Genomic DNA, 20,997 nt, shown 5'->3' with positions numbered 1-20,997 from the left:
ATATTTCGATTCACTTTAGGATAACGTTGATTCCTTTATTATAGCTTAAAAAATTATAGAAATAAGTAATTTATGGGGAATTATGCGGAAATGTACATAGAGTTCGCGGATAAATGTCGAAATAACGCAGTAACAATTAGAAATCCCACGAAAAAAATCAATTCTTAGTGGAATATTAGATTGATAGGCAAAATTTCTAGAAAGAAAATCGTCGTGAATAAGTTATGCCTGCTTAGGAACTTAGGATATGAAGTCTGGCATCAAAAGGAGTATAATAGAGCCTACAAAATTATCGAATATTAAGAAAAAGGGCGTGGATTTGACTTTGCTTCCATCAGGAGATTCACTTTTTAAACAGCCGAGTTTTAGGAATTATTGGGTATCAAGGATTTTAGCATCAACCTCATTCCAAATGCTGTCCGTTGCGATCGGATGGCAAATGTATGATTTGACTCATGATGCTTTTAGTTTAGGATTAGTCGGGCTTGCTCAATTCATCCCGATGGTACTACTAACATTTGTTGTTGGTCAGATTGCCGACAACTATGACCGTCGAAAAATAGTGTTTATTTGCCTAACGATTGAAGCTGTTATTGCTGGATTGCTTCTATATGGAAATATTGGCGGCTGGCTCGGGCGTGAAGCGATATTGGCGGCAGCTGCCGTTCTTGGGGCTTGTCGAGCGTTTGAAGGTCCCACCTCAGCAGCGTTATTGCCGCAATTGGTACCAAAAAAAATCCTGCAGCAAGCCATTTCATTAAGTACTACGGCTGGACAGACATCCCAAATCTTAGGTCCGATGATAGGGGGGCTGCTTTTTTCATTAGGGGCTTCCTATGTTTATAGTACGGCAACAGTTGCGTTGCTTGTTGGAGCTGTTCTTACATATATGATTCGTGCTGAACATGAATTCATCCGAAAATCTGAACCGGTGTCGTTACGGTCCATTTTCTTAGGATTAGAATTTATCTATCGTCATCCTGTTATCTTAGGGACTATCTCGCTTGACTTGTTTGCCGTCCTGCTTGGAGGAGCTACCGCGCTTTTACCAATTTATGCACAGGACATTTTGCATACAGGTCCATGGGGATTGGGATTAATGCGGACTGCTCCGGCAGTGGGTGCGTTAGTAGTGTCGCTAGTGCTTGCCTATTATCCACTTAAAAACAATATCGGTTTAATGCTGTTTGGAGCACTTGCTGTGTTTGGCTTGGCAACGATGCTTTTCGCTCTTTCAAGCAGCTTAATTGTTTCGTTGGTGGCGTTATTGCTGATTGGTGGTTCGGATGTCATCAGTGTGGTGATAAGATCCTCACTTGTCCAGCTGCAAACACCAGATGAAATGCGCGGCCGCGTGAATGCGGTAAACTCGCTATTTATTGGGACGTCTAATCAACTTGGTGAGTTTGAATCAGGAACCTTAGCGGGTCTGATTGGAACAGTACCTGCGGCTTTTATTGGTGGAGTTGGAACGATCATCGTTGCGGGATTATGGATGTATTTGTTCCCTTCGTTGAGAAAGATTCGCTCATTATCAGAGAGTTAACCCTTTAGGATAGATGTGATTTATAACGGTTTTCGTTTCATATCCACATTAGACAGGCAATAGAAAAGATTAACTAATTGCGTCGCATTTGCGGTGCTTTTTGTTTAAGTGCTAAAATGACGGGCTGTCATTTTCTGATTTTAGGAAGAGGGTCATTAAAGGGGATCTTCATTTACCGTAACAGGTCAACATTCGCCTCACCGAGCAATGAAATATTGGCACAATTTTTCTCAAAATAAAAGACCTATCATCAGTAGCTTCCATATGATAGAGTTACCTAATAATAACTAAGTTAAGGGTGATAGTATGAGTAAAGGGCTTAAAATTGAATCTCCCAAAATAGCAACAAACTTAAGTACGGCTCAATTCAATGATGTTTATAATGAAGAAGACCCGCAATTAATCAACTGCATGGTGACGGGATCTCGAGCAGATGAGGTTGAAATTAATAAACTCATCCTTTCGGGAGTTATCTTTAAAAATGTAACCTTTCTTAATGCTAAACTTAATAGGATTGATATGACAGATGTAGTCTTTGAAAACTGTGATTTGTCCAATGTTAGATTCAGTGAAGGAATCATCCACCGCGTCTCCTTTAAGGACTGTAAATTAATGGGTGTGGATTTTTCTGACGCTAATCTGGGAAATGTAACGTTTGACAATTGTTTGGCTAATTTCAGTGAGTTTGTTGAATCTAGTTTAAAACAGGTGGCCTTTCAACAAAGCTCCTTACAGAGTGCAAACTTTTATGATAGCAAACTTACTAAAGTGAAAGTGACTGAATGCGACCTTAATGATGCCCATTTTGAACAAACGTTATTAAAAGGGGTCGACATTAGTACTTGCCGATTTGAAAAATTAAATGTGTCGATTGAAAGTCTGGCTGGGTGTGAAGTCTCACCGGAGCAGGCAATCGGATTTGCTTCTTTGATGGGGTTAAAGGTGAAACAATAAGCTTTTTAGAACGATGCATCCATAATACGGAGCATCGTTTTTTTGGGCGTTTTTTTGATAGTAATAATAATTTTTTTTTCATTGAGGTTTAAAAAATACGAGTTCAGCCTTGAGATAAAATGTATATTCCTAAACCGGAATAGATGATAACCAGCAAGAAGCTAATCCAATATTTCTTAGTTTCAGATTTAATCGGGTTACGGTAGTGCATGGGGACAAAAAATTCACCGATATGATCAAACAACCTTATGTAAACCCAATAAAGTGAATAGGAGTCCCAATAATCCCAGCCATTTTTAAATCTAATAAACCCTGCAAAGTCCTTAAGAAGAACTTCAATCGAAAAAACCAAGGTAAGTGTCATAAAGAAAAATGGAAAGGTTCTCCGTTTTGGTCTAAACCTTATAATAAATAATGCCAGGAAGCTAAAGCTGATCGCGACCACGGGCAGTACGAGTGGAAGAGGGAGGACGAATCGATAAAAATCCATCTTACAAAATATAAGGCACAAACAAGATGAAATCATTAAACTAATAATCAGTACGAGTCCAAAACGAAAGATGTTTTTTCTTACAGTAAAAAAACAACCTAAACCGTTACATATAAGGGCGAGAAATAAAATTATATAGTTTAAGGTTATTTGTCTCATCTTAATAACGCCTACCTAATAGGGAATATTATATTAGTCTTGTTCATTGATCGATATTAATACATTCGGGTTAAAATAAAAATGTTTAGCTTGAGGACATATGTCCTATCCTGAACACGAAGAAATATCTTTTAATAAAGGTAAATCTAGTTTAGGGAGAGATACAAGATGAAAGGATTCCTATTTGCCGTTTTCGGGGGAGCTTTTATTACACTGCAAGGGGTAGCGAATACACGGATTAGTGAGGGTATTGGGACGTGGCAGGCAGCGACGATTACCCAGTTTACCGGTTTTATAGTGGCACTCGTGATTACTTTATTCGTCCGAGAAAATAAATGGCAGGGATTCAAGCGGGTAAATCCTTTATATTTATCTGGAGGTGCGTTTGCAGCGATTGTTATTTTTGGTAACGTCACATCGATCCAAAAAATTGGGGTGACCATGTCCATTTCGGCCCTATTGATTGCCCAGTTAACGTTAACCTTTATTATTGATAGTAATGGCTGGTTTGGGCTAGTAAAACAACGGATGAGACTGCCGCAATTTATTGGAATTGGCTTGATGATTGCCGGTGTAGTCATACTTCGTTTTTAATGGAGGTCGAAAAGTCGTGCGGGAAATCATAGATGGCGGGAAGTTGGATTCTTATATCCAGATGCATCAAATGGATAGAATATTTACGGAACAGCTCCTTCAGCATATAACTCTGTATTGCTTTGATAAAGGGGAGTTAATTTGCTCTCAAGGTGAACCAGCGCAGTATTTATATATTCTGGTTGAAGGGAAAATCAAAATCTATACTAATTCTGCTGAAGGCAAAACCCTTATCCTTTCGTTTAAAACTCCGCTTGAGGTGATTGGGGACCTGGAATACGTACAGAGTATTGATTTTATCAACACCGTTGAAGCGGTATCGCCGGTTATGATGATCGGTGTTCAGCACCGCTGGCTGAGGCAATTTGGGCATGACCATGCACCATTGCTCAATTTTTTATTAGAGATTATTACGAAAAAATTTCATCTTAAAAATAAATCAATGAGTTTTAATATTATGTACCCTGTGGAAGTCCGGCTGGCGAGTTACCTTTTATCTATTTCGTTTGAAGAATCAGAGCTGGTTACCAGCATAAAAGACGCAGCAAACTTAATTGGAACAAGTTATCGTCACTTAAATCGGGTGATTACTAAGTTTTGCAATCAAGGCCTGATTGAGCGGCATAGAGGCTTTATTCTTGTAAAGGATATAGAGGGATTAAGAAAGCTTGCTGGGGACAATATTTACGAATAAGGTTGAGGGAGTGAAACTTAATGGTAGTAGGTTTTATGTTTGCATTGATAGCGGGTTCATTAGTTAGTTTGCAAAATATATTTAACAGTAAGGTCAATGAACGCGCGGGTTCATGGGCGACAACTACGCTGGTGTTAGGACTTGGATTTTTGGCATCCCTGATAATGGGGTTGATTTTTGAAGGAGGAGAATTGTTTCATTTACATGGGATGAAGCCCTGGTACTGGGTGAGCGGAGTCATTGGGGTAGGAGTGGTTACTTGTATTGTTCAAGGAATAAAACGGCTCGGACCGACAGTTGCTATATCGATCGCCTTAATCTCACAGCTTGCGTTCGCATTATGGTGGGATTCCATGGGCTTTATGGGATTGGAAAAGGTGCCTTTTACTTTTAAGCATTTGCTTGGTGTCCTGGTGATTGTGGCGGGAATAGTCGTATTTAAGTTTGGCGGCAGGCAAGAGAGTCGTAAAGTGTCCAGGATTATTCAAAATGGGTCCGGGCATCTAAGTTAGAAACTAAAGCAACCTTTTACGGCTGCTTTGAGTCCTGTTGATCTGTTAAATTTGTTTGAAGAAGGGAACGCTCTAACGCTTCGGTTATTTTCTCTTTGGTGATTTCGATGTTTTCTTCGGTACGGGTATTCCAAATACTATACTTCATTTGGTTTCCCCCGCCATTGTTTTCGTTTTTCATCAGGAATATTTCACCTCCATACTTATCGTTTCTAGAAGGAGGTGAAAATATTTATGTAGCCTAAGGAAATCTATGTCCATTTCTCGGATAAAGGGTGTTGACTCACGGAAGAAGGGAATTTAAGCTTAGAAAAGGGGTGCTTAGTCTCGGATGAAGGAAATTTACTCCGAGCAGAGAATTTTTTTAATTTAAATAATCGGTACCTTGTTAAGATTTTCTTGATAAATCCATGCAGCCTAAAGAGAAGTTAGAAATCTATCAAGAGCGCGCCATCAAAAATAAATTGAAATCAATTGGCCAAAAAAACTACTGGGATCTTGAACTGCAGTAAGTAACTCGTCATCCCGTCCCCTCTAGTACCGGCTCCACCTACGCCAAATACCATGATAGCCACACATGCTATCCCCACTAATATAAAGTATACCCATTTATTATTAACAAACTGTGTCTTATTTGTTATAAGCATATTAATTCTCTATTAAAGTATTATTAAATCTAAAATAGTTTATCGGTTGATTTAATAAGCATTAAAATAAAAAAGACGGTTCGGAATCCTGAACCGTCTTTTCATTATGTTGTCTTTACACTGTGGCTTTAGGTTTTTCAGCACCAGTATTTTTGTTAGTCATTTTTCTAACGAACGGAACAACCCAGCGGTCTAAACCGATTCTACCAGCGTTATAGCCAGCAGTTAGGATGATGAAGCCTAAGAAAATGTCTCTAGGGTTATGAGATACTGTTCCTGCTAAGAAGAAAGAGAAGTTCATCACTAGACCAAAGAACATTGCCGTTGTTGTTAAGCAGCCTAGGATTAAGCCTAAACCGATTAATGTTTCACCCCAAGGGACGATTACATTAAAAATATCAACGTTTGGTAATGCAAAGTGTTTTAGGCAGTCTACATACCAGCCAAATACGACAGCGCCGTCTGGACCTTTTACGGGGTTGGCGATCGCTCCTTTTAAAAATCCAGAAGCATCGAATCCGCCGCTCGTTAATTTTCCAATTCCTGCGCTAATCCAAGAGTAGCCAAGATATATACGCAAAACTGTTAGAATATAAGAAGCTATTTTATTTTCTCTTAAAAATTTGTTAAACATAAATGATTCTACCCTTCAAATTTTGTTTTCTCTTTATGGTTCTACTATATTCTTTTTTCACTTAAAAAACATGGCAATAGGGATTAGTTCAAAGTTTGTTCGAAATGTTATGGCAGAAATTTGACAATTAGAAGGGCTTCATAATAGTGAGAATACAAAATCAAAACTCCCACTACGGGGTGGTAGTGGGAGTCTTGATTTTGTATTCTAGTTTTTCACTTAATAAGGTCGAGCCGAGGATAAGGATTCCGCCTATGATTTGAATGACTGTCATGCTTTCACCTATGAAAATGGCAGCGATTATAACAGCGGAAATGGGATCGATATAACTTAGAACTGCAATGGTGGAACCCTTTAGTTCTTGAATCGAGGTAAAATATAAAAAATAAGCCAATCCTGTATGGACAATACCTAGGATCAGAATAAAGATAAATGAAGCAGCGTTTAGCCCTGTAAAAGTAAGATCCCCATGCCACCATACATATGGCAATAGTACAATGGCTGCAGCCATTAATTGAACTAAAGTAATTTCAAAACCTGATAGATTTTGAATAAATTTATTCATTAAGATGACACTGGCATATAGGGCTGCTGCCAGCAGACCATATAAGATGCCAAGGGTCTGATTTTGCCCTTCTCCCCCTGGATTAACAATTAAAAACAGGCCGATCATTGCGGCGATAATGCAGCCAATCTTTACGCTGGTCAGTTTTTCCTTCAGAACCCATGGCGCCAGAATCATCACAAAGATGGGCGCAAAGTAATAGCTAATCGTAGCGTTAGAAATGGTTGTGTACCGATAAGATTCAAATAAGAAAATCCAATTCAGGCCGAGAGCTCCTCCTGATAGTAAGAGGAGGAGTGCATTTGCTTTTAATGCTTTGAATGATGGCTTATGTTTGACTAAAAAACTAGCTGCAAGCAGGAACAGGCTTCCGATTACCCCTCTTAAAAACGCGATTTCACTGGATGACATCTCAATATTTTTTACAAAGACCCCAATGCTTCCAAAGATGAGCATGGTTGTGATCAGTCTCATTTTTCCTTTCATGTATAGCCCCCCTAGTATATTAATCGAATCATAAAATAAGTGTTTTCACAACCGTTTTTTGGAGAGCTTCCTTAAAAAAACAGCAGTTCAACTTTATGTTGATAGCTGCTGTTTGTCTTGATAGAAATCTATATACAAATTTCCTTTTGTTGTAACGACTGCATAGGAGACTTTAGAAACTTCAGTATTTCTGTTTTGAAGTTCTGCTTTAAGCCATTCTTCAGTGTAGGGGGAGTTAGAGAGGTTATCCGATAATACTTTACCATCCATGATTAATTCTACTGGAATCTTGTACGGCGTCGGATTTAAATTAAGATCTTTTCGGGTGATACTTTGATATTCTGCTTTTTTCAAAACGGACAGGGAGCCATTTACCTCTAAAATGGCCCACTCGACTTCATCAATCGTAAAGATATCTTTACCTCGTAATGCTTGTTTTAGATTATCAATAGAAAACCCAACTTTTTGTAATGCTTCTTCTAGGATCTTCCCTTTATGTATGAGCGTGACAGGTCTTCCGGCAATTCGTTCTCGAAAGCGCTGGCTTTTGACAGAGAGGGTATTTAAGATGAAAATAATGGATCCCATCATGACAAACGAAAGGATAAAGTACAGAAAGCTGATTTTATAATTAAAGGTTAAATTTCCTGCTATGGTACCCATGGTAATGGTGGCAATAAACAAATGATAAGTTTTTTGAAAAATGGTCCGTTTTCCGAGAATATGTACAAAAATCCACAATATGACAAAAGCGGTAATCGTTCTCATGATAATAACTAAAAACACTGACATACGTTTCTCCCAAACGATGATTTGTTTGGGATAGTTTGTTCTTTTGAGATGAGATTTATTCTATACCCTTCTATAACTGAAAAAGAACTTTAGAAATAAACTCTGAATAATTTTCAATATGAAAATCAGCAGTGATATTGGGATGCTGAAACGCAACTGTTTTAATGTTTAATCGACGGGCTGGGATTAAATCTAAATCTCGATCACCGACAACCAAATCAATATGATTATTTTTTAAGACGTACTCATAGGAAGCCGTATGCGGCTTTCTAGTAAACCCTTGTTCTTCAACTGAGACAATCTCTTCAAAGTATTTTAATAAATTGAATTTTTTAAGCAGCATCAAGGTAGATTCCTTTTCACGATGTGTGACAATAAAATTACGATCAACTGAAGCCAAAACCTCCTCAATATGATCAAAAGGCAGGCTGTTTACAGAGTGCATATTGTATAACCGCTGATATTCACTCCTCAGGTCTTCCGAAATACCATAATGCTTAAAAGCTGTTTTTGAATCCTTTTTCAACCACCGCAATACCTCGGTTCGATCCAGATCCTGCTTGCTAAGACTGACGAATCCCTCCACTAGTGCCGGATAGGTATCAAAAAGGGTACCATCAAAATCCCAGAGTAAATTCATTTTTATCCCTCAATTCTTAAAAGTTTTCACTTTCCTTATCCTATAGAAAAATCAGACTATATTCAATTATTCCAAACCTTTCCTTACATACATAATGACCCCTAAAGTTGGAAAACTATTTAAAAATGGGGGTGGTTCATAATGAAAAAGACAATTTTGAAAATGCTTCTGAAAAAATTAAATTCTGAACCACAGTTTGACGAACAATCCAATCAAAAGGTAATGGATTTAAAAAAAAGGGATATAAGCAAGAATTATGAACATAATTTGGATACTTTTAAAACCCTCTTCAGCTATCCGAAAAATACAGATGTTAAGGTACGCGAATTAAGGGTCAGAGCCCTTGACCGTCGTGCCTTTATTATCTATATAAGTACAATGGTTGATGTCGAAAATATTCAGGAAGGCATTATCGAGAAATTACTCAAAAGCGATCAGCCTACAAGAAATCTCGAGGATATAGTCTCCTATCCTATACTAAAATCCTCGACCATCATCGGAGAAATTACAGAGTATATAACAGGCGGAATAGCTGCACTGTTTATTGATGGTGATCAGGACTGCTATTTGTTTGAAACAACCAAAACGCGCGGACGTGGAATAGAGACATCGCAAAATGAGGTTATTGTCAAAGGGGCAAAGGAAGCCTTTAATGAAAAGGTAATTGATAATATAGCGCTAATCCGAAAAAAGATTAAGAATGAGAATTTGATTATAGAGTCTCAGGTTGTATCGAAACGGTCAAGGAATGATGTCTTTCTTGTTTATCAGAAGGATTTAGTGAATGAAGATCTACTCAAGAACATAAAGGGAAAATTTGCCGCACTGGATACGGATAAAATTCTAGATTTAAGTATATTAGAACAATATCTTGAAGAGCGACCCAGATCGCTATTTCCAACGCTATTGTATACAGAACGTCCTGACCGGGCAACCGCCTTCATTGAAGAGGGGCATATTATCCTATTGATGTCGAATTCGCCCAGCTGTTTGGTGCTGCCGGCTACTTTTTGGGGAATCATCCATTCCCCGGAGGATCATTACCTAAGGACTCCTTATGGTAATTTTATTCGTATTTTGAGGTTAATGGCGATGTTTGTAGCTTTATTCGCCTCTTCCTTTTATATTGCGATTACCAATTACCATGTTGGGATGATTCCGCCAGATTTATTAATGGCGATTGCTGGGACAAGAGAACGCGTTCCCTTTCCATCAATTATCGAAATTTTGATGATGGAAATTGCCTTTGAGCTTATACGAGAGGCTGGGCTGCGTGTCCCGTCTCCAATTGGTCCTACAATAGGTATTGTTGGTGCTTTAGTTTTGGGACAAGCGGCGGTTCAGGCAAATGTGATTAGTCCGATCGTTATCATTGTCATTGCTTTGAGCGGCCTAAGTTCATTTATCATCAGTGATGTCAGTCTTAACTTTGCCATCCGAATCAGCCGCTTTTTATTTATTTTTACTGCCGGAGCATTGGGGATATACGGGGCAACATCATTATTTATTTTAGGATTGTTTTATCTAGTTTCGTTAAAATCCTTTGGTACCCCATACTTTGCACCGATGACACCACACTTCTTTTCATCTAAGGATTTAATTATCCGGCATGTTCCGTTTAAAGAAAGGCTTCGTCCTGGTTATTTAAAACCAAAGGATATGGTTAGACAAAGAAAGGGATAAACATTATGAATCAGCAGCAGATTAAACTTGGTATTCGAGATTACGTTTCTATCGCTATATTGATGGTGGGGGCGAAGGCAACCGAGGATACTCCGAGCATTCTGTACAAGATAGTCCAAAATGCTTCATGGATGATTCCCATTCTTGCGGCAGGAATTTCTATTATTCCATTACTTTTATTATTAAAAACTCTTTCATTGTACCCTGACAAAGATTTGTTTTCAGTGATTCAAAAATTATTCGGCAAGTACATTGGTTTTTTGATTTGCCTGGTTATTTTCCTTATTAGCTCATGTGGGATATCGTTCGATTCACGGTCCTATTCTAATATCATTCGGACATTTTATTACCCAACCACCCCTGTACTAGTGATTTATGCCTTGTTATTTTCAATATGTGCATATGGTGCTAAAAAAGGAATTCAACATATTGGGTCGGTAGCGTATTTAATTATTTTCTATGCGGTTATCTCTTTATATATTGCCTTTTTGTTAAGTACAAAAACCAGTACGATTCGAGCGATGTTTCCCATTTTAGGATCAGGCCCTGTAAAAATCGTTCAAGGTAGTTTTATTGGAGTATCACTGTTCACTGATTTTTTTCTATTTACGACCCTCATCCCTTTTATAAGTTCTGGAAAGGACTTCCGTAAAGGAACCTGGATTTCTTTTCTATTTATCTCATTTAGCCTAAGTGTGATGATACTGGCCTATATCTGTTTGTTTGATACTTCGTTAGGAACGATTGGCTATCCTTTTCATACACTTATCCGCTATATATCACTGGGAAGCTATCTTCCTAATGTAGAAATCATCTTTTTTGTCATTTGGTTAATGTCAGCCTTTATTCGCTTTACGGCGTTTTTGTATATTAATGGAATGATGTTCGGATTTCTTTTTAAAATCAAAGATTTCGAATACTTAATTCCATCTTTAGCCACACTTTACTTATTAATTGGAAGCTTTCCCGAATCAGCCATCACGGTCAGTCAATTTAAAATGTTTACTTCTAGTGCTGCAGGGCTTGTATTTACTTCTATGTCGGTCTTGCTTTGGTTAGCTGCAATGTTAAGAGGAGAATTTAAACATGCGAAAAACAGGAATAGTATGTAAAGGAATGATACTTCTAAGTGTGGTATACCTTTTAACGGGCTGTTGGGATCGAGAGGAAATCGAAGATCGTTCCTATGTAATTGGGTTAGGACTTGATAAATCTGAACATAAAGGGAAAATCAAAGTAACCATGCTGCTTGCAAATCCTGAAGTGGGCAGTATGCAGGGCGGCGGCGGGTCAAACGAAAAGCCGCGGGAGATTATTACCTTTGATGTGAATGATATGATTGCCGCCAAAGGGACCGCCAATTCCATCATTTCTCGAACCATTAGTTACGAATTTTTAAGAATTATTATTGTATCTGAGAAATATGCGAAGGATAAAAATTTTCCGGTGACCATTATTGATACACAAAAAGATAAAGAAATCCGAATGAATACCTATTTAGCTGTTTCTAGAGAAAATGCCAGTGACTATTTTGTGAAAAATAAGCCTATGATGGAAACAAGGCCGCATAAATATTTTCAATACATGGTCGATCACGGGATTGAAAATGGAATGATTCCAGATTCAACCCTATTCCGTTATTTTAAAACGCTAGATAGAGGAACAGACCTCTATTTGGCAATGTATACAACAGCTATCAAGTCTAAGAATACCAAGGTAAAAAGTGAAGATGAATATATTGCGGGCCAGGTAGATGCAACTGGTGAACTGGATGATACGCAATTTATTGGCTCTGCTGTTTTTAAAAATGGGATAATGACTAAAAAACTCACTGGCCAAGAAACCAGGATTGTCAATGTTCTAGATGATACAACGGACATCAAAGATATCTTGATCGATATTCCGGATCCTTTTTCTAACAAAAGGAGGCAATTTGCTGCCAGAATAATGAAAAGGGAAAATAATAAAGTGAAAATGAAAAATTTAAAAGGGACGAAGCCCCAAGTGATTATCACCATCCCTTTAAAAGTAGAAATTATGACAAATCCATCGATGGTTTCCTACACTTCTAAAAAAAATAGGCAAATCCTAAAAAAACAAGTGATTAGCTTTTTCAAAGAAATGAATGAAAGTTTATTTAAGAAATCACAAACAAAATTGAAGGGTGTACCCTATCCATTACCGCTTTATGCACGTCCCTATTTTTTAACAAATAAGGAATTTGAAAAATTTGATTGGGAGAAATCGTTTTTAAGAGCCGATATTATTGTAAAACCGGAAGTAGAGATTATTGATTATGGAAAGCAAACAAAAAAAACGGTCAAGAAGGGAGGATAGTATGAAATTAGTAACTTACATCGTATTGTTTGGCATTACAGCCTATACCTTTGGTTTTGGCGTTACCTTGTGGAAGGGAGAACAAAAGTTAAGTGCAGCTGCTGTATTTTTCCTTTGTCTTACCATAGTTGTCCTTCCGTTCTTTACGATTATTTAAAAGAGGGGAAGCTAGTTGATCACTGATACCACCCATTTAGTTCCTACCTCTATAAGTAAGGTTGAGTAACGGAGTTCACCTTTTTAAGAAAGTGAAGACTTTATCGATGCGAATGTAGATACTTTCGTTAAACTATAAAATAGGTTTATACTATGTAAGTAGATTATTTGCGAAAAAGTAGACTAGGAGAGGTGATCATCGTGCTGAAAAAATTCAATATTTTAACCAAAATTGCAGATTGCGGTGTCGTTGCAGTTGTTCGTGCGGATTCAAAGGAAGAGGCCGTAAACATTTCTGAAGCCTGTGTAAAGGGAGGTATTCAGGGGATTGAGGTGACCTTTACAGTCCAAGGTGCGGTTGAAGTGATTGAAGAATTGGCAGCGCTTTATCAAAATCACCCAGATGTGGTGATTGGCGCAGGAACTGTGCTCGATGCGGCAACAGCTAGAATAGCGATTTTAGCCGGAGCTCAGTTTGTGGTCAGCCCGGCGTTTGATGAAGCAACGGCAACACTATGTAATCTTTATCAAATTCCTTATATGCCAGGCTGTATGACGCTTACTGAGATGAAGCGGGCGTTAGAAGCAGGAGCGGATATTGTGAAATTATTCCCTGGCAGTGCCTACGGTCCAGATTTTGTTAAGGCTGTCAAAGCGCCTCTTCCACAAATTAATATTATGCCTACCGGCGGTGTTAATTTGGAGAATGTTGATAAATGGATCAAAAACGGCTGTATCGCTGTCGGTGTAGGCGGAAATTTAATCGCACCAGCCAAAACGGGGGAATATGAAAAAATCACTGAATATGCTAAGCAGTATATCGAAAAAGTTCAAGCGGCAAGAGGATAATAACCGATAGGGGGATAAGCTGATGGCAGTCAATTTAAAAGATACGACCACTTTACATAACGGTGTGAAAATGCCTTGGATGGGATTAGGCGTGTTTAAGGTAAAAGAAGGCGAAGAAGTTGTTGAGTCTGTTAAGGCCGCACTCAAAAACGGTTATATTAGTATCGACACTGCTGCAATTTATGGCAATGAAGAAGGTGTGGGTCAAGCCATTAAAGAGTCGGGCATTCCCCGGGAAGAGTTGTTTATTACGACAAAGCTTTGGAATTCTGAACAGGGATATGAATCCACGCTAAATGCTTTTGAAGCCAGTCTTAACAAGCTTGGACTCGATTATCTGGACCTTTATTTAATTCACTGGCCAGGAAAAGATAAATTTAAAGATACGTGGAGAGCATTTGAAAAGCTCTATAAAGATGGCCGTGTGCGTGCTATTGGTGTAAGTAATTTTCAAATCCACCATTTAGAAGAGTTGATTAGTTCGGCTGAAATTAAGCCAATGGTGAACCAGGTGGAGTATCATCCGCATTTAACACAGAAGGAGCTTCACGCTTTCTGTAAAAAGGAAGGTATTCAACTTGAAGCATGGTCACCTTTAAAACAAGGACAGCTGCTTAGCGAACCGGTTCTTGTCGATATTGCCCAAAAGTACAATAAATCGGTAGCTCAAGTCATCCTGCGCTGGGATTTGCAGAATGAAGTGGTGACGATTCCAAAATCTATTAAAGAGCATCGCATTATTGAGAATGCCGAGGTCTTTGATTTTGAGTTGTCCCAGGAGGATATGGATAAAATTGATGGATTAAACCAGGATAGTCGTGCAGGATCTCATCCGGATAAGATGACGGTTGGGTTTTAATAAACGGAAGCACAAGCAGATAAGCTTTATCTTGCTTGTGCTTTTTATTTTACAGAAAGTAGACTTGTATCATTTGATGATGTAACAAATATATACACATGTACAAGTCTAATTGATTTAAAGAAATTAATTGTATATTATGGAATAAGTTGGATGCGTTTTTCGCTAGACGAATAGAAATACAGAAATATGGGTGCTTAATACGAATCTAGCAAAGTAGGATACACCTTTAGAACAATTGATCAACATGTCAATCTACTTTTACCAACAAGGGAGGCTGATTAAGTGATTGGTGGAATCGTCATTACAGGCCTTATATTAATTGGGCTTACAGCAGGTGTTTCTAAAATCGTAAAGAGTAGTAAGCCAACTTTATCAAAGGAAAATATTCCGCCACGGCTAGGCATCCTGGATCATGCCCTTTTCGAACCTCTGGTTGATAAACTAAACGCCGCCCTCCCGGATGACTATATCCAACAAGTGAGGCAGCGCTTCCTTCAGGAAAATCCTAAACTATCTGAGGATGAATTTGAATGGCGGTTGTTTGAGTAAAGCGCTACTTCTTGCTATCAAATATTTTAAAGACAACTCCCATGTTCAGCCAAGAGGTTGATGAAGTCTGGCATACGATGATCCTTTTTACTCAAAAGTATCAAACCTTTTCCGATCGGTTCCTCGGACAGATGCTTCATCATACACCAAACACCAATCCCAAGCCAGCACCACACGAACGAGCATTTTATGATTGGACTTTTTCACAGTTGTTTAAAATAACCAAGTATAGCTGGAAAACATGGGGGAGTTTTTTCACTCATCCTATTGAGATTCAGCTCTTAAAAGAATTTAGAGAGAGTCCTAGCGAAACGTTAAAGGAAAAGTATTTTAGAGTGAATCAGGATAACAAGGAATTAATTGAGTACTTGATTTCACAGATGAAAAAACAATTAAGTGAAGCGGAAGCGATGTATCAGATTCATAAAAAAGGTAAGTTTACCAGACTTCAAACATATGGTGAAATGACCTCTCTGTCCCTTGTAATGATCTTTTTTTCTTTCTATTATTTTGATGAGTATTGGAACCATGTTAAGCTTTATGCTTTTGCGAACCCTGGAAACTACACAAGTGGATGTACAACCGCTGTTTTTTGCGGCACGGCCTCAACAGATCATCATCATTCAGGAGATGGAGGGCGGCCATCACTCAGGCTGCTCAGGCTCTAATTGCTCTGGTTCAAGCTGTTCGAGCTGCGGCAGCGGTTGTTCATCGTAAGGTTAACGTTTGATTTTTAGCAGAAGAAAGCGGTGCGCAGGCGGCACCGCTTTCTTCATTCCTATTATTTTAGCGGTATCCATATCTCAGAGTAATAATCTGGGCTCCAAGGGTCACCTGGAGAATAGACTTCTAACTCAGGACCCGCTGCATGCTCGAAATGACTTGATGGGAACCATTCAGAAGAGATCTGTTTCCAGGCATTCTGCATGGAATTTGGCATTGCCCCGTGTACTTCAAATACTCCCCACTTGGCTGCAGGAATATCTAGAATCTCTAGACCCTCTGGCTGAGGACCTTCATATTCAGCAGCAATCCAGTAATCCATTAATCCGGGCTGCTGGGAACGTTTGTCTACACAGACACCCACAACACCTTTGATTTCACCATTATTGAGCTCAACTAACAAATCATTTGTGCCATCGGCATGAACGTCATCCCACATTTTTGGAATTTCTCTGAAATTTTCTCCGTTCACACAGGAAAACTCTCGCTTAATTCCAACCACTTGAAAATGTTCTCGTTCAATAATTTTATAAATCATCCGTTTTGCTCCCTTTCGATTCACCAATATCAATGAAGGTGATAAAGGCATTTAATGATTTAATCTTTTTTTCCTAACCCGTGCATGATAAATTGGACCGTGCGTTCGGTTTCCAGTTCATCATCCCACGGAGCATCTGGGAACAGGATATACCGTGAAAATAAGTAACCCATAACACTAGTAATCACGAGACGAGCTACACTTACGGCAGGCATCTCAATAATTTGCCCCTTTTGCTGATAGCCTTCAATGATATTTGAAACACGGCCAAACAAATTTTTCACAATCAATTCAATAAATTGTTCTCGCAGCTCTGGGTGAAAGGGGATCTCTTGAAGCATGATTTTAACTACAGGGAGAAGTTTTTTTAAGACATCTCTGCGGTTTTCAATCGTCGCCTTGAGAAAATCCTCGACGCGGTCGTATTGCTGATTTAAGACCTTATCAAAGTCATTTACAATATAGGGGCCAACCACCTTTGCCATGATGGGAACAACGATTGCCATTAATAGGTCCTTTTTAGTTTTATAATGACGGAAAATCGTTCCTTCCGCTACCCCAGCTTTTTTAGCAATTTCACTTGTGGACGTGGAAGCATACCCTTTTTCGGAAAATGATTCAATCGCCGAAAGGAGTATTTTCCTTTGCTTTTCGGTTAATTTTTCCTCATCAAACAACTGCTGTATTAACAATTCTTCTTCTTCGAACATAGTTTACTCCTTTAAATTTTTCGATACTTTTTCAAAACTACTATATTTAGGAGGATAAAAACAAGGGCAAATCCTAATAAGACAAGTAGATCGTTAATAATATCATTAAGGCCGAGCCCTTTATACATAACAGAAACCAATGCATCTCCGCCGTAATACAGGGGCATAATTTTTGCGATCACTTGCATCCAGTCTGCCATACCTTCAAACGGAAAAATTCCCGCGAAAAAGACCTGAGGAACAATTGCGATTGGAATAAACTGCATCATTTGGAATTCGGAATTGGCAAAAGCCGATAAAAGGATCCCTAGCGACAATGCAACAAGTGCAAGGCACAGATTAATAATGACCACATTCCAAAATGAGCCCACAAGCATAATGTCTAATACTTTGACTGCATAAACGACGACAATCAGGGTTTGAATGATCGCAAATAAACCGTATCCTGACAAGTAACCAAGTACAATGTCTCTTCGTTGAATCGGTGTAGCTAATAAACGGTCCAACGTTCCAGTTGTCCGTTCCCGAAGCAAGGCGATACCTGAAATCAGAAATACAAAGAAGAAGACAAAGAAACCAACTAAGATAGGGCTTAACTGATCAAAAAAGGTTGTATCCTTATTACCGTATATATAAGTGGTTTCAATTTTTGGAGTCGCAGACTGCTCGAGTTTTAATGGCACCCCTTGCAGCTTATTCTGAATCTCTTGCATGAATTGGGTCATTTTTACAGATTGCTTTTTGGCATTTTCCGCCGCAATCGCTTGTTGAACCTTGATTAGCAGGGCCTTAGTAGCGGAAGGCTGATCATTTTGAAGTGTAAGTTTTATATCATTTTCATTGACTTGAAGAATCGCATCTAAATTATCTTGTTCCATGACTTTGTTCCAGTTAGAACGGTCGGTATATTGTTTAACAGTGATTTCTTTTCTTTTTAATTGGTTAACAAGGGAAGCATCCGCTCCGATCACACCCATTCTCGGATCAACTGTATTACCTCCCAGCAGGTAATGGAGCAGAGTAAGAATTAATAATGGAGCAACCATCATCATTGCAAGTGCACGTTTATCGCGGAGCATTTGATGGATAATTCGTTTAACTAGAGCAAGAATCCTCATTTTTTAACACCGCCAGCCTTTAAAAATACCTCTTCTAATGTCGTGATCCCGTACTGTTTCTTTAATTCTTGAGGTGAACCGCTTGTTAGGATTTCACCATCTCGAACCATGGCAAGATAATCACATTTTTCTGCTTCGTCCATTACATGGGTGGTGACTAGGATCGTTTTGCCCTCTTGCTTTAAACGGTTGATTTCAGACCAAATTGATAGGCGCAGTTCGGGATCGATTCCGACTGTTGGTTCATCTAATACAAGAACTTGCGGGTCTTGAATGAGGGCAACAGCTAATGATAACCTGCGTTTCATGCCGCCGGAGTAGTCTTGAACCTTCTTTTTTAAATGGGCTGTGAGATTGACTAAATTGGCCGCATAGGCAATGCGTTCTTTTTGTACTTCTTTTTTAAGTTTAAAAAGAGAAGCGAAGAAGGCCAAATTTTCCTCACCTGTTAAATCGGTGTAGAGCGCATCGGCTTGGGCCATATAACCAATTTTTTGCAGCAGGTGTAAGTTAGGAACCGTTGTATTTAGAACCTGTACATCACCTTTGGAGGGACGGTCCATACCGACAATTATTTTTACTAAGGTGGTTTTGCCTGAGCCAGAGGGTCCAATTAGACCGTAGATTTGTCCGGGTTCAACCGATAAGTTAACATGGTGCAAAACTTCTTTTTTTCCAAAACTTTTACTGACATCCTTCAAAAGAATCGATGCTGACATAGAGAAACCCCCTTCGGGAATAAAATGAGTGATTACTCACTTTTATTATAAAGCGGTTAAAAGTAAAAGGTCAATTGTGTTTGAAAAAAGTTCAATAATTTGATGATAGTTATGAAAAAAGCACGATCCCCCGAATGGAAATCGTGCTTTGAATAATTTATTCTGTTACAGGCTTTTTCAAAAATCCAAGAAGGACTGCGGAAACAACTGCACCAATCACAACTGATAACAAGTAAAGCAACCAGTTACCGCTAACAAGCGGCATGACGAATACTCCGCCGTGAGGGGCACGAAGGCCAATATGGAACATCATGGATAATGCACCGGCTACCGCTGAACCTGCCATAACAGAAGGAATGACACGAAGCGGATCTGCTGCGGCAAACGGAATTGCACCTTCGGTAATAAAAGATAATCCCATAATGTAGTTCACTTTACCAGCTTCACGATCCTGCTGGCTGAATTTCTTTTTAAATACAGTTGTTGCAATGGCGATACCTAGTGGAGGAACCATACCTGCCGCCATAATGGCTGCCATTGGCTCATACACACCATTAGCTAATAATCCAGTACCAAATACATATGCTGCCTTGTTGATTGGTCCGCCCATATCAAACGACATCATTGCACCAAGGATAATTCCAAGTAAAACGGCATTTCCAGTTCCAAGATTGGATAACCAATGAGAAATGGCTTGATTAAGAGCACCGACAGGCTTATTAACAACAAATAGCATAATAAATCCAGTTAAGGCAATCCCTAATAGAGGGTATAAGAGAATCGTTTTAATCCCCTCAAGTGATGCTGGCATAAAAGTTAATACTTTCTTTAAACCTACCACTAAATAACCAGCAAGGAAACCTGCGATCAGTCCGCCAAGGAAACCAGCGCCGCCGGCATTTGCCAGCATACCGCCAACCATACCTGCAGCGAATCCAGGACGGTCTGCAATACTCATCGCGATGAAACCAGCAAGAACAGGAACCATTAGAGCAAATGCATTACCGCCGCCGATTGTCATTAGGGCTTCAGCAATCGGATTATAAGTTGGATCATCCGGTTTGAATGCATTAAAGCCAAACATGAAACAGATGGCGATTAAGATACCTCCGCCGACAACGAATGGAAGCATGTTGGATACACCGTTCATTAGGTGCTTGTAAATTGTTGCTCCAACGCCTCTGCCTTGCTTTCCGCTATCATTACTAGCAGTAGAGCCATTTCCTTGGTAAATTGGGGCATCCTGCTTTAACGCACGGTCAATTAATTCCTTTGGCTTGCGAATTCCATTCGCTACCGCTGTTTCAATCACGTGCTTGCCGTTGAAGCGGGCCATTTCTACTGTTTTATCAGCCGCCACAATAACTGCCACAGCGTTTTCAATCTCTTCCGCTGTCAGCACGTTTTTCGCCCCACCAGATCCATTGGTTTCAACTTTGATGTCGACACCCATTTCCTTCGCTTTTGCCTTTAAGGAATCAGCTGCCATATACGTATGGGCAATTCCTGTTGGGCATGCGGTAACGGCAACTATAAATTGATTTTTCCCAGCCATTGACTGTGTTTCTTCTTTGTCTTCTTGATCATATTTGTTGATGATTGCTAACACTTCATCTTCGGACTTTACTTCTAACAGCTGTTGACGAGCCTCTGGGTTCATTAAGATAGTTGAAAGACGTGCAAGTGCTTCTAAGTGAGTATTGTTTGCACCTTCTGTTGCTGCGATCATAAAGAAAAGGTGGGCAGGCTGGCCATCAAGAGATTCATAGTTTACACCTTCTTTTGATCGGCCAAACGCAATTGCTGCTTGTTTAACTGCCTTTGTTTTGGCATGTGGAATGGCAATTCCATCACCGATACCGGTTGTACTTTGTGCTTCTCTTGCTAAAATAGCTTTTTTATATTCCGCCTTGTCAGTTAATTTGCCGGCACGATCTAAGACTGAAACTAACTCTTCAACTGCATCTAATTTTTGTGTGCCTTTTATGTTTAAGTTAATCGTATTTTTGGTTAAAAGCTCTGTAATTTTCATACACAGTC

Annotated in this window: 23 protein-coding genes; 13 read left to right on the top strand and 10 right to left on the bottom strand. The window is 39.1% G+C overall.

Features of this window, described 5'->3' with window-relative positions; genetic code table 11:
• Positions 1 to 247: 247 nt before the first annotated feature.
• From J7E81_RS06835 to J7E81_RS06815, 5 genes are all read left to right on the top strand, one after another.
• The gene (locus J7E81_RS06835; protein WP_215041415.1) at positions 248 to 1,546 is read left to right on the top strand and encodes an MFS transporter; all 1,299 of its coding nucleotides are present in this window, start codon (positions 248 to 250) and stop codon (positions 1,544 to 1,546) included.
• A 306-nt stretch (positions 1,547 to 1,852) separates the two neighbouring features.
• Complete coding sequence (locus J7E81_RS06830; protein WP_215041414.1) at positions 1,853 to 2,500, top strand: pentapeptide repeat-containing protein; 648 nt, start codon at positions 1,853 to 1,855, stop codon at positions 2,498 to 2,500.
• Positions 2,501 to 3,317: 817 nt separating this feature from the next.
• On the top strand, positions 3,318 to 3,743 hold the full coding sequence (locus J7E81_RS06825) for a DMT family transporter (protein ID WP_215041413.1): 426 nt from the start codon (positions 3,318 to 3,320) through the stop codon (positions 3,741 to 3,743).
• Positions 3,744 to 3,759: 16 nt separating this feature from the next.
• Entirely contained in the window at positions 3,760 to 4,437 is a 678-nt protein-coding gene (locus J7E81_RS06820) for a Crp/Fnr family transcriptional regulator (RefSeq protein WP_215041412.1), read from the top strand.
• 20 nt (positions 4,438 to 4,457) lie between these two features.
• Entirely contained in the window at positions 4,458 to 4,949 is a 492-nt protein-coding gene (locus tag J7E81_RS06815) for a DMT family transporter (protein ID WP_215041411.1), read from the top strand.
• A gap of 16 nt (positions 4,950 to 4,965) precedes the next feature.
• On the opposite strand, the gene J7E81_RS06810 is transcribed toward J7E81_RS06815, so the two are convergent.
• The 5 genes from J7E81_RS06810 to J7E81_RS06790 all read right to left on the bottom strand — a co-directional run bounded on the left by J7E81_RS06810 (position 4,966) and on the right by J7E81_RS06790 (position 8,713).
• Positions 4,966 to 5,130, bottom strand: coding sequence for a hypothetical protein (locus J7E81_RS06810; RefSeq protein WP_215041410.1), 165 nt, complete (start codon positions 5,128 to 5,130; stop codon positions 4,966 to 4,968).
• Between the two features lie 581 nt (positions 5,131 to 5,711).
• Positions 5,712 to 6,230, bottom strand: coding sequence for a DoxX family protein (locus J7E81_RS06805; RefSeq protein WP_215041409.1), 519 nt, complete (start codon positions 6,228 to 6,230; stop codon positions 5,712 to 5,714).
• 172 nt (positions 6,231 to 6,402) lie between these two features.
• Entirely contained in the window at positions 6,403 to 7,281 is an 879-nt protein-coding gene (locus J7E81_RS06800; protein WP_215041408.1) for a DMT family transporter, read from the bottom strand.
• Positions 7,282 to 7,374: 93 nt separating this feature from the next.
• On the bottom strand, positions 7,375 to 8,073 hold the full coding sequence (locus J7E81_RS06795) for a DUF421 domain-containing protein (RefSeq protein ID WP_215041407.1): 699 nt from the start codon (positions 8,071 to 8,073) through the stop codon (positions 7,375 to 7,377).
• Between the two features lie 70 nt (positions 8,074 to 8,143).
• Complete coding sequence (locus J7E81_RS06790) at positions 8,144 to 8,713, bottom strand: HAD hydrolase-like protein (protein WP_215041406.1); 570 nt, start codon at positions 8,711 to 8,713, stop codon at positions 8,144 to 8,146.
• A gap of 141 nt (positions 8,714 to 8,854) precedes the next feature.
• Between J7E81_RS06790 and J7E81_RS06785 the strand changes: the two genes are divergently transcribed.
• From J7E81_RS06785 to J7E81_RS06750, 8 genes are all read left to right on the top strand, one after another.
• The gene (locus J7E81_RS06785; protein ID WP_215041405.1) at positions 8,855 to 10,396 is read left to right on the top strand and encodes a spore germination protein; all 1,542 of its coding nucleotides are present in this window, start codon (positions 8,855 to 8,857) and stop codon (positions 10,394 to 10,396) included.
• Positions 10,397 to 10,401: 5 nt separating this feature from the next.
• Positions 10,402 to 11,508 carry a GerAB/ArcD/ProY family transporter gene (locus J7E81_RS06780; protein WP_215041404.1) on the top strand — a complete coding sequence of 369 codons (1,107 nt, stop codon included), beginning with the start codon at positions 10,402 to 10,404 and terminating at the stop codon, positions 11,506 to 11,508.
• Positions 11,483 to 12,733 (top strand): Ger(x)C family spore germination protein, encoded by a 1,251-nt coding sequence (locus tag J7E81_RS06775; RefSeq protein WP_215041403.1) that lies wholly within the window; start codon positions 11,483 to 11,485, stop codon positions 12,731 to 12,733. Before J7E81_RS06780 ends, J7E81_RS06775 begins: the two co-directional genes overlap by 26 nt.
• Position 12,734: 1 nt before the next feature.
• Entirely contained in the window at positions 12,735 to 12,890 is a 156-nt protein-coding gene (locus J7E81_RS06770) for a hypothetical protein (protein ID WP_215041402.1), read from the top strand.
• A 203-nt stretch (positions 12,891 to 13,093) separates the two neighbouring features.
• Positions 13,094 to 13,738 (top strand): bifunctional 4-hydroxy-2-oxoglutarate aldolase/2-dehydro-3-deoxy-phosphogluconate aldolase, encoded by a 645-nt coding sequence (locus tag J7E81_RS06765; RefSeq protein ID WP_215041547.1) that lies wholly within the window; start codon positions 13,094 to 13,096, stop codon positions 13,736 to 13,738.
• 22 nt (positions 13,739 to 13,760) lie between these two features.
• Positions 13,761 to 14,597, top strand: a complete 837-nt coding sequence (locus J7E81_RS06760) for an aldo/keto reductase (protein ID WP_215041401.1) — start codon at positions 13,761 to 13,763, stop codon at positions 14,595 to 14,597.
• Between the two features lie 285 nt (positions 14,598 to 14,882).
• The gene (locus tag J7E81_RS06755) at positions 14,883 to 15,149 is read left to right on the top strand and encodes a hypothetical protein (protein WP_215041400.1); all 267 of its coding nucleotides are present in this window, start codon (positions 14,883 to 14,885) and stop codon (positions 15,147 to 15,149) included.
• Between the two features lie 41 nt (positions 15,150 to 15,190).
• Positions 15,191 to 15,817, top strand: a complete 627-nt coding sequence (locus J7E81_RS06750) for a glycine-rich domain-containing protein (RefSeq protein ID WP_215041399.1) — start codon at positions 15,191 to 15,193, stop codon at positions 15,815 to 15,817.
• Positions 15,818 to 15,930: 113 nt separating this feature from the next.
• On the opposite strand, the gene J7E81_RS06745 is transcribed toward J7E81_RS06750, so the two are convergent.
• The 5 genes from J7E81_RS06745 to J7E81_RS06725 all read right to left on the bottom strand — a co-directional run bounded on the left by J7E81_RS06745 (position 15,931) and on the right by J7E81_RS06725 (position 20,989).
• The gene (locus tag J7E81_RS06745) at positions 15,931 to 16,410 is read right to left on the bottom strand and encodes a GyrI-like domain-containing protein (RefSeq protein ID WP_215041398.1); all 480 of its coding nucleotides are present in this window, start codon (positions 16,408 to 16,410) and stop codon (positions 15,931 to 15,933) included.
• Between the two features lie 59 nt (positions 16,411 to 16,469).
• Complete coding sequence (locus J7E81_RS06740; RefSeq protein ID WP_215041397.1) at positions 16,470 to 17,120, bottom strand: TetR/AcrR family transcriptional regulator; 651 nt, start codon at positions 17,118 to 17,120, stop codon at positions 16,470 to 16,472.
• Between the two features lie 11 nt (positions 17,121 to 17,131).
• On the bottom strand, positions 17,132 to 18,238 hold the full coding sequence (locus J7E81_RS06735) for an ABC transporter permease (protein ID WP_215041396.1): 1,107 nt from the start codon (positions 18,236 to 18,238) through the stop codon (positions 17,132 to 17,134).
• Positions 18,235 to 18,957, bottom strand: a complete 723-nt coding sequence (locus tag J7E81_RS06730) for an ABC transporter ATP-binding protein (RefSeq protein ID WP_215041395.1) — start codon at positions 18,955 to 18,957, stop codon at positions 18,235 to 18,237. The genes J7E81_RS06735 and J7E81_RS06730 overlap by 4 nt, the downstream gene beginning before the upstream one ends.
• 157 nt (positions 18,958 to 19,114) lie before the next feature.
• Positions 19,115 to 20,989, bottom strand: coding sequence for a PTS fructose transporter subunit IIABC (locus tag J7E81_RS06725; protein ID WP_215041394.1), 1,875 nt, complete (start codon positions 20,987 to 20,989; stop codon positions 19,115 to 19,117).
• Between the last annotated feature and the right edge of the window lie 8 nt (positions 20,990 to 20,997).

This window comes from Bacillus sp. ISL-18, assembly GCF_018613415.1.
Lineage (GTDB): Bacteria > Bacillota > Bacilli > Bacillales > Cytobacillaceae > Neobacillus.
This window is presented reverse-complemented; position numbering and strand designations above follow the sequence as displayed.

What these genes read in the sequence shown, in the direction of transcription:
- J7E81_RS06735 (WP_215041396.1), bottom strand. Translation starts at nt 18,238, where the DNA reads ATGAGGATTCTTGCTCTAGTTAAACGAATTATCCATCAAATGCTCCGC.
- J7E81_RS06790 (WP_215041406.1), bottom strand. Translation starts at nt 8,713, where the DNA reads ATGAATTTACTCTGGGATTTTGATGGTACCCTTTTTGATACCTATCCG.
- J7E81_RS06745 (WP_215041398.1), bottom strand. Translation starts at nt 16,410, where the DNA reads ATGATTTATAAAATTATTGAACGAGAACATTTTCAAGTGGTTGGAATT.
- J7E81_RS06810 (WP_215041410.1), bottom strand. Translation starts at nt 5,130, where the DNA reads ATGAAAAACGAAAACAATGGCGGGGGAAACCAAATGAAGTATAGTATT.
- J7E81_RS06785 (WP_215041405.1), top strand. Translation starts at nt 8,855, where the DNA reads ATGAAAAAGACAATTTTGAAAATGCTTCTGAAAAAATTAAATTCTGAA.
- J7E81_RS06795 (WP_215041407.1), bottom strand. Translation starts at nt 8,073, where the DNA reads ATGTCAGTGTTTTTAGTTATTATCATGAGAACGATTACCGCTTTTGTC.
- J7E81_RS06835 (WP_215041415.1), top strand. Translation starts at nt 248, where the DNA reads ATGAAGTCTGGCATCAAAAGGAGTATAATAGAGCCTACAAAATTATCG.
- J7E81_RS06830 (WP_215041414.1), top strand. Translation starts at nt 1,853, where the DNA reads ATGAGTAAAGGGCTTAAAATTGAATCTCCCAAAATAGCAACAAACTTA.
- J7E81_RS06800 (WP_215041408.1), bottom strand. Translation starts at nt 7,281, where the DNA reads ATGAAAGGAAAAATGAGACTGATCACAACCATGCTCATCTTTGGAAGC.
- J7E81_RS06780 (WP_215041404.1), top strand. Translation starts at nt 10,402, where the DNA reads ATGAATCAGCAGCAGATTAAACTTGGTATTCGAGATTACGTTTCTATC.
- J7E81_RS06750 (WP_215041399.1), top strand. Translation starts at nt 15,191, where the DNA reads ATGTTCAGCCAAGAGGTTGATGAAGTCTGGCATACGATGATCCTTTTT.
- J7E81_RS06725 (WP_215041394.1), bottom strand. Translation starts at nt 20,989, where the DNA reads ATGAAAATTACAGAGCTTTTAACCAAAAATACGATTAACTTAAACATA.
- J7E81_RS06815 (WP_215041411.1), top strand. Translation starts at nt 4,458, where the DNA reads ATGGTAGTAGGTTTTATGTTTGCATTGATAGCGGGTTCATTAGTTAGT.
- J7E81_RS06770 (WP_215041402.1), top strand. Translation starts at nt 12,735, where the DNA reads ATGAAATTAGTAACTTACATCGTATTGTTTGGCATTACAGCCTATACC.
- J7E81_RS06825 (WP_215041413.1), top strand. Translation starts at nt 3,318, where the DNA reads ATGAAAGGATTCCTATTTGCCGTTTTCGGGGGAGCTTTTATTACACTG.
- J7E81_RS06805 (WP_215041409.1), bottom strand. Translation starts at nt 6,230, where the DNA reads ATGTTTAACAAATTTTTAAGAGAAAATAAAATAGCTTCTTATATTCTA.
- J7E81_RS06740 (WP_215041397.1), bottom strand. Translation starts at nt 17,120, where the DNA reads ATGTTCGAAGAAGAAGAATTGTTAATACAGCAGTTGTTTGATGAGGAA.
- J7E81_RS06730 (WP_215041395.1), bottom strand. Translation starts at nt 18,957, where the DNA reads ATGTCAGCATCGATTCTTTTGAAGGATGTCAGTAAAAGTTTTGGAAAA.
- J7E81_RS06760 (WP_215041401.1), top strand. Translation starts at nt 13,761, where the DNA reads ATGGCAGTCAATTTAAAAGATACGACCACTTTACATAACGGTGTGAAA.
- J7E81_RS06775 (WP_215041403.1), top strand. Translation starts at nt 11,483, where the DNA reads ATGCGAAAAACAGGAATAGTATGTAAAGGAATGATACTTCTAAGTGTG.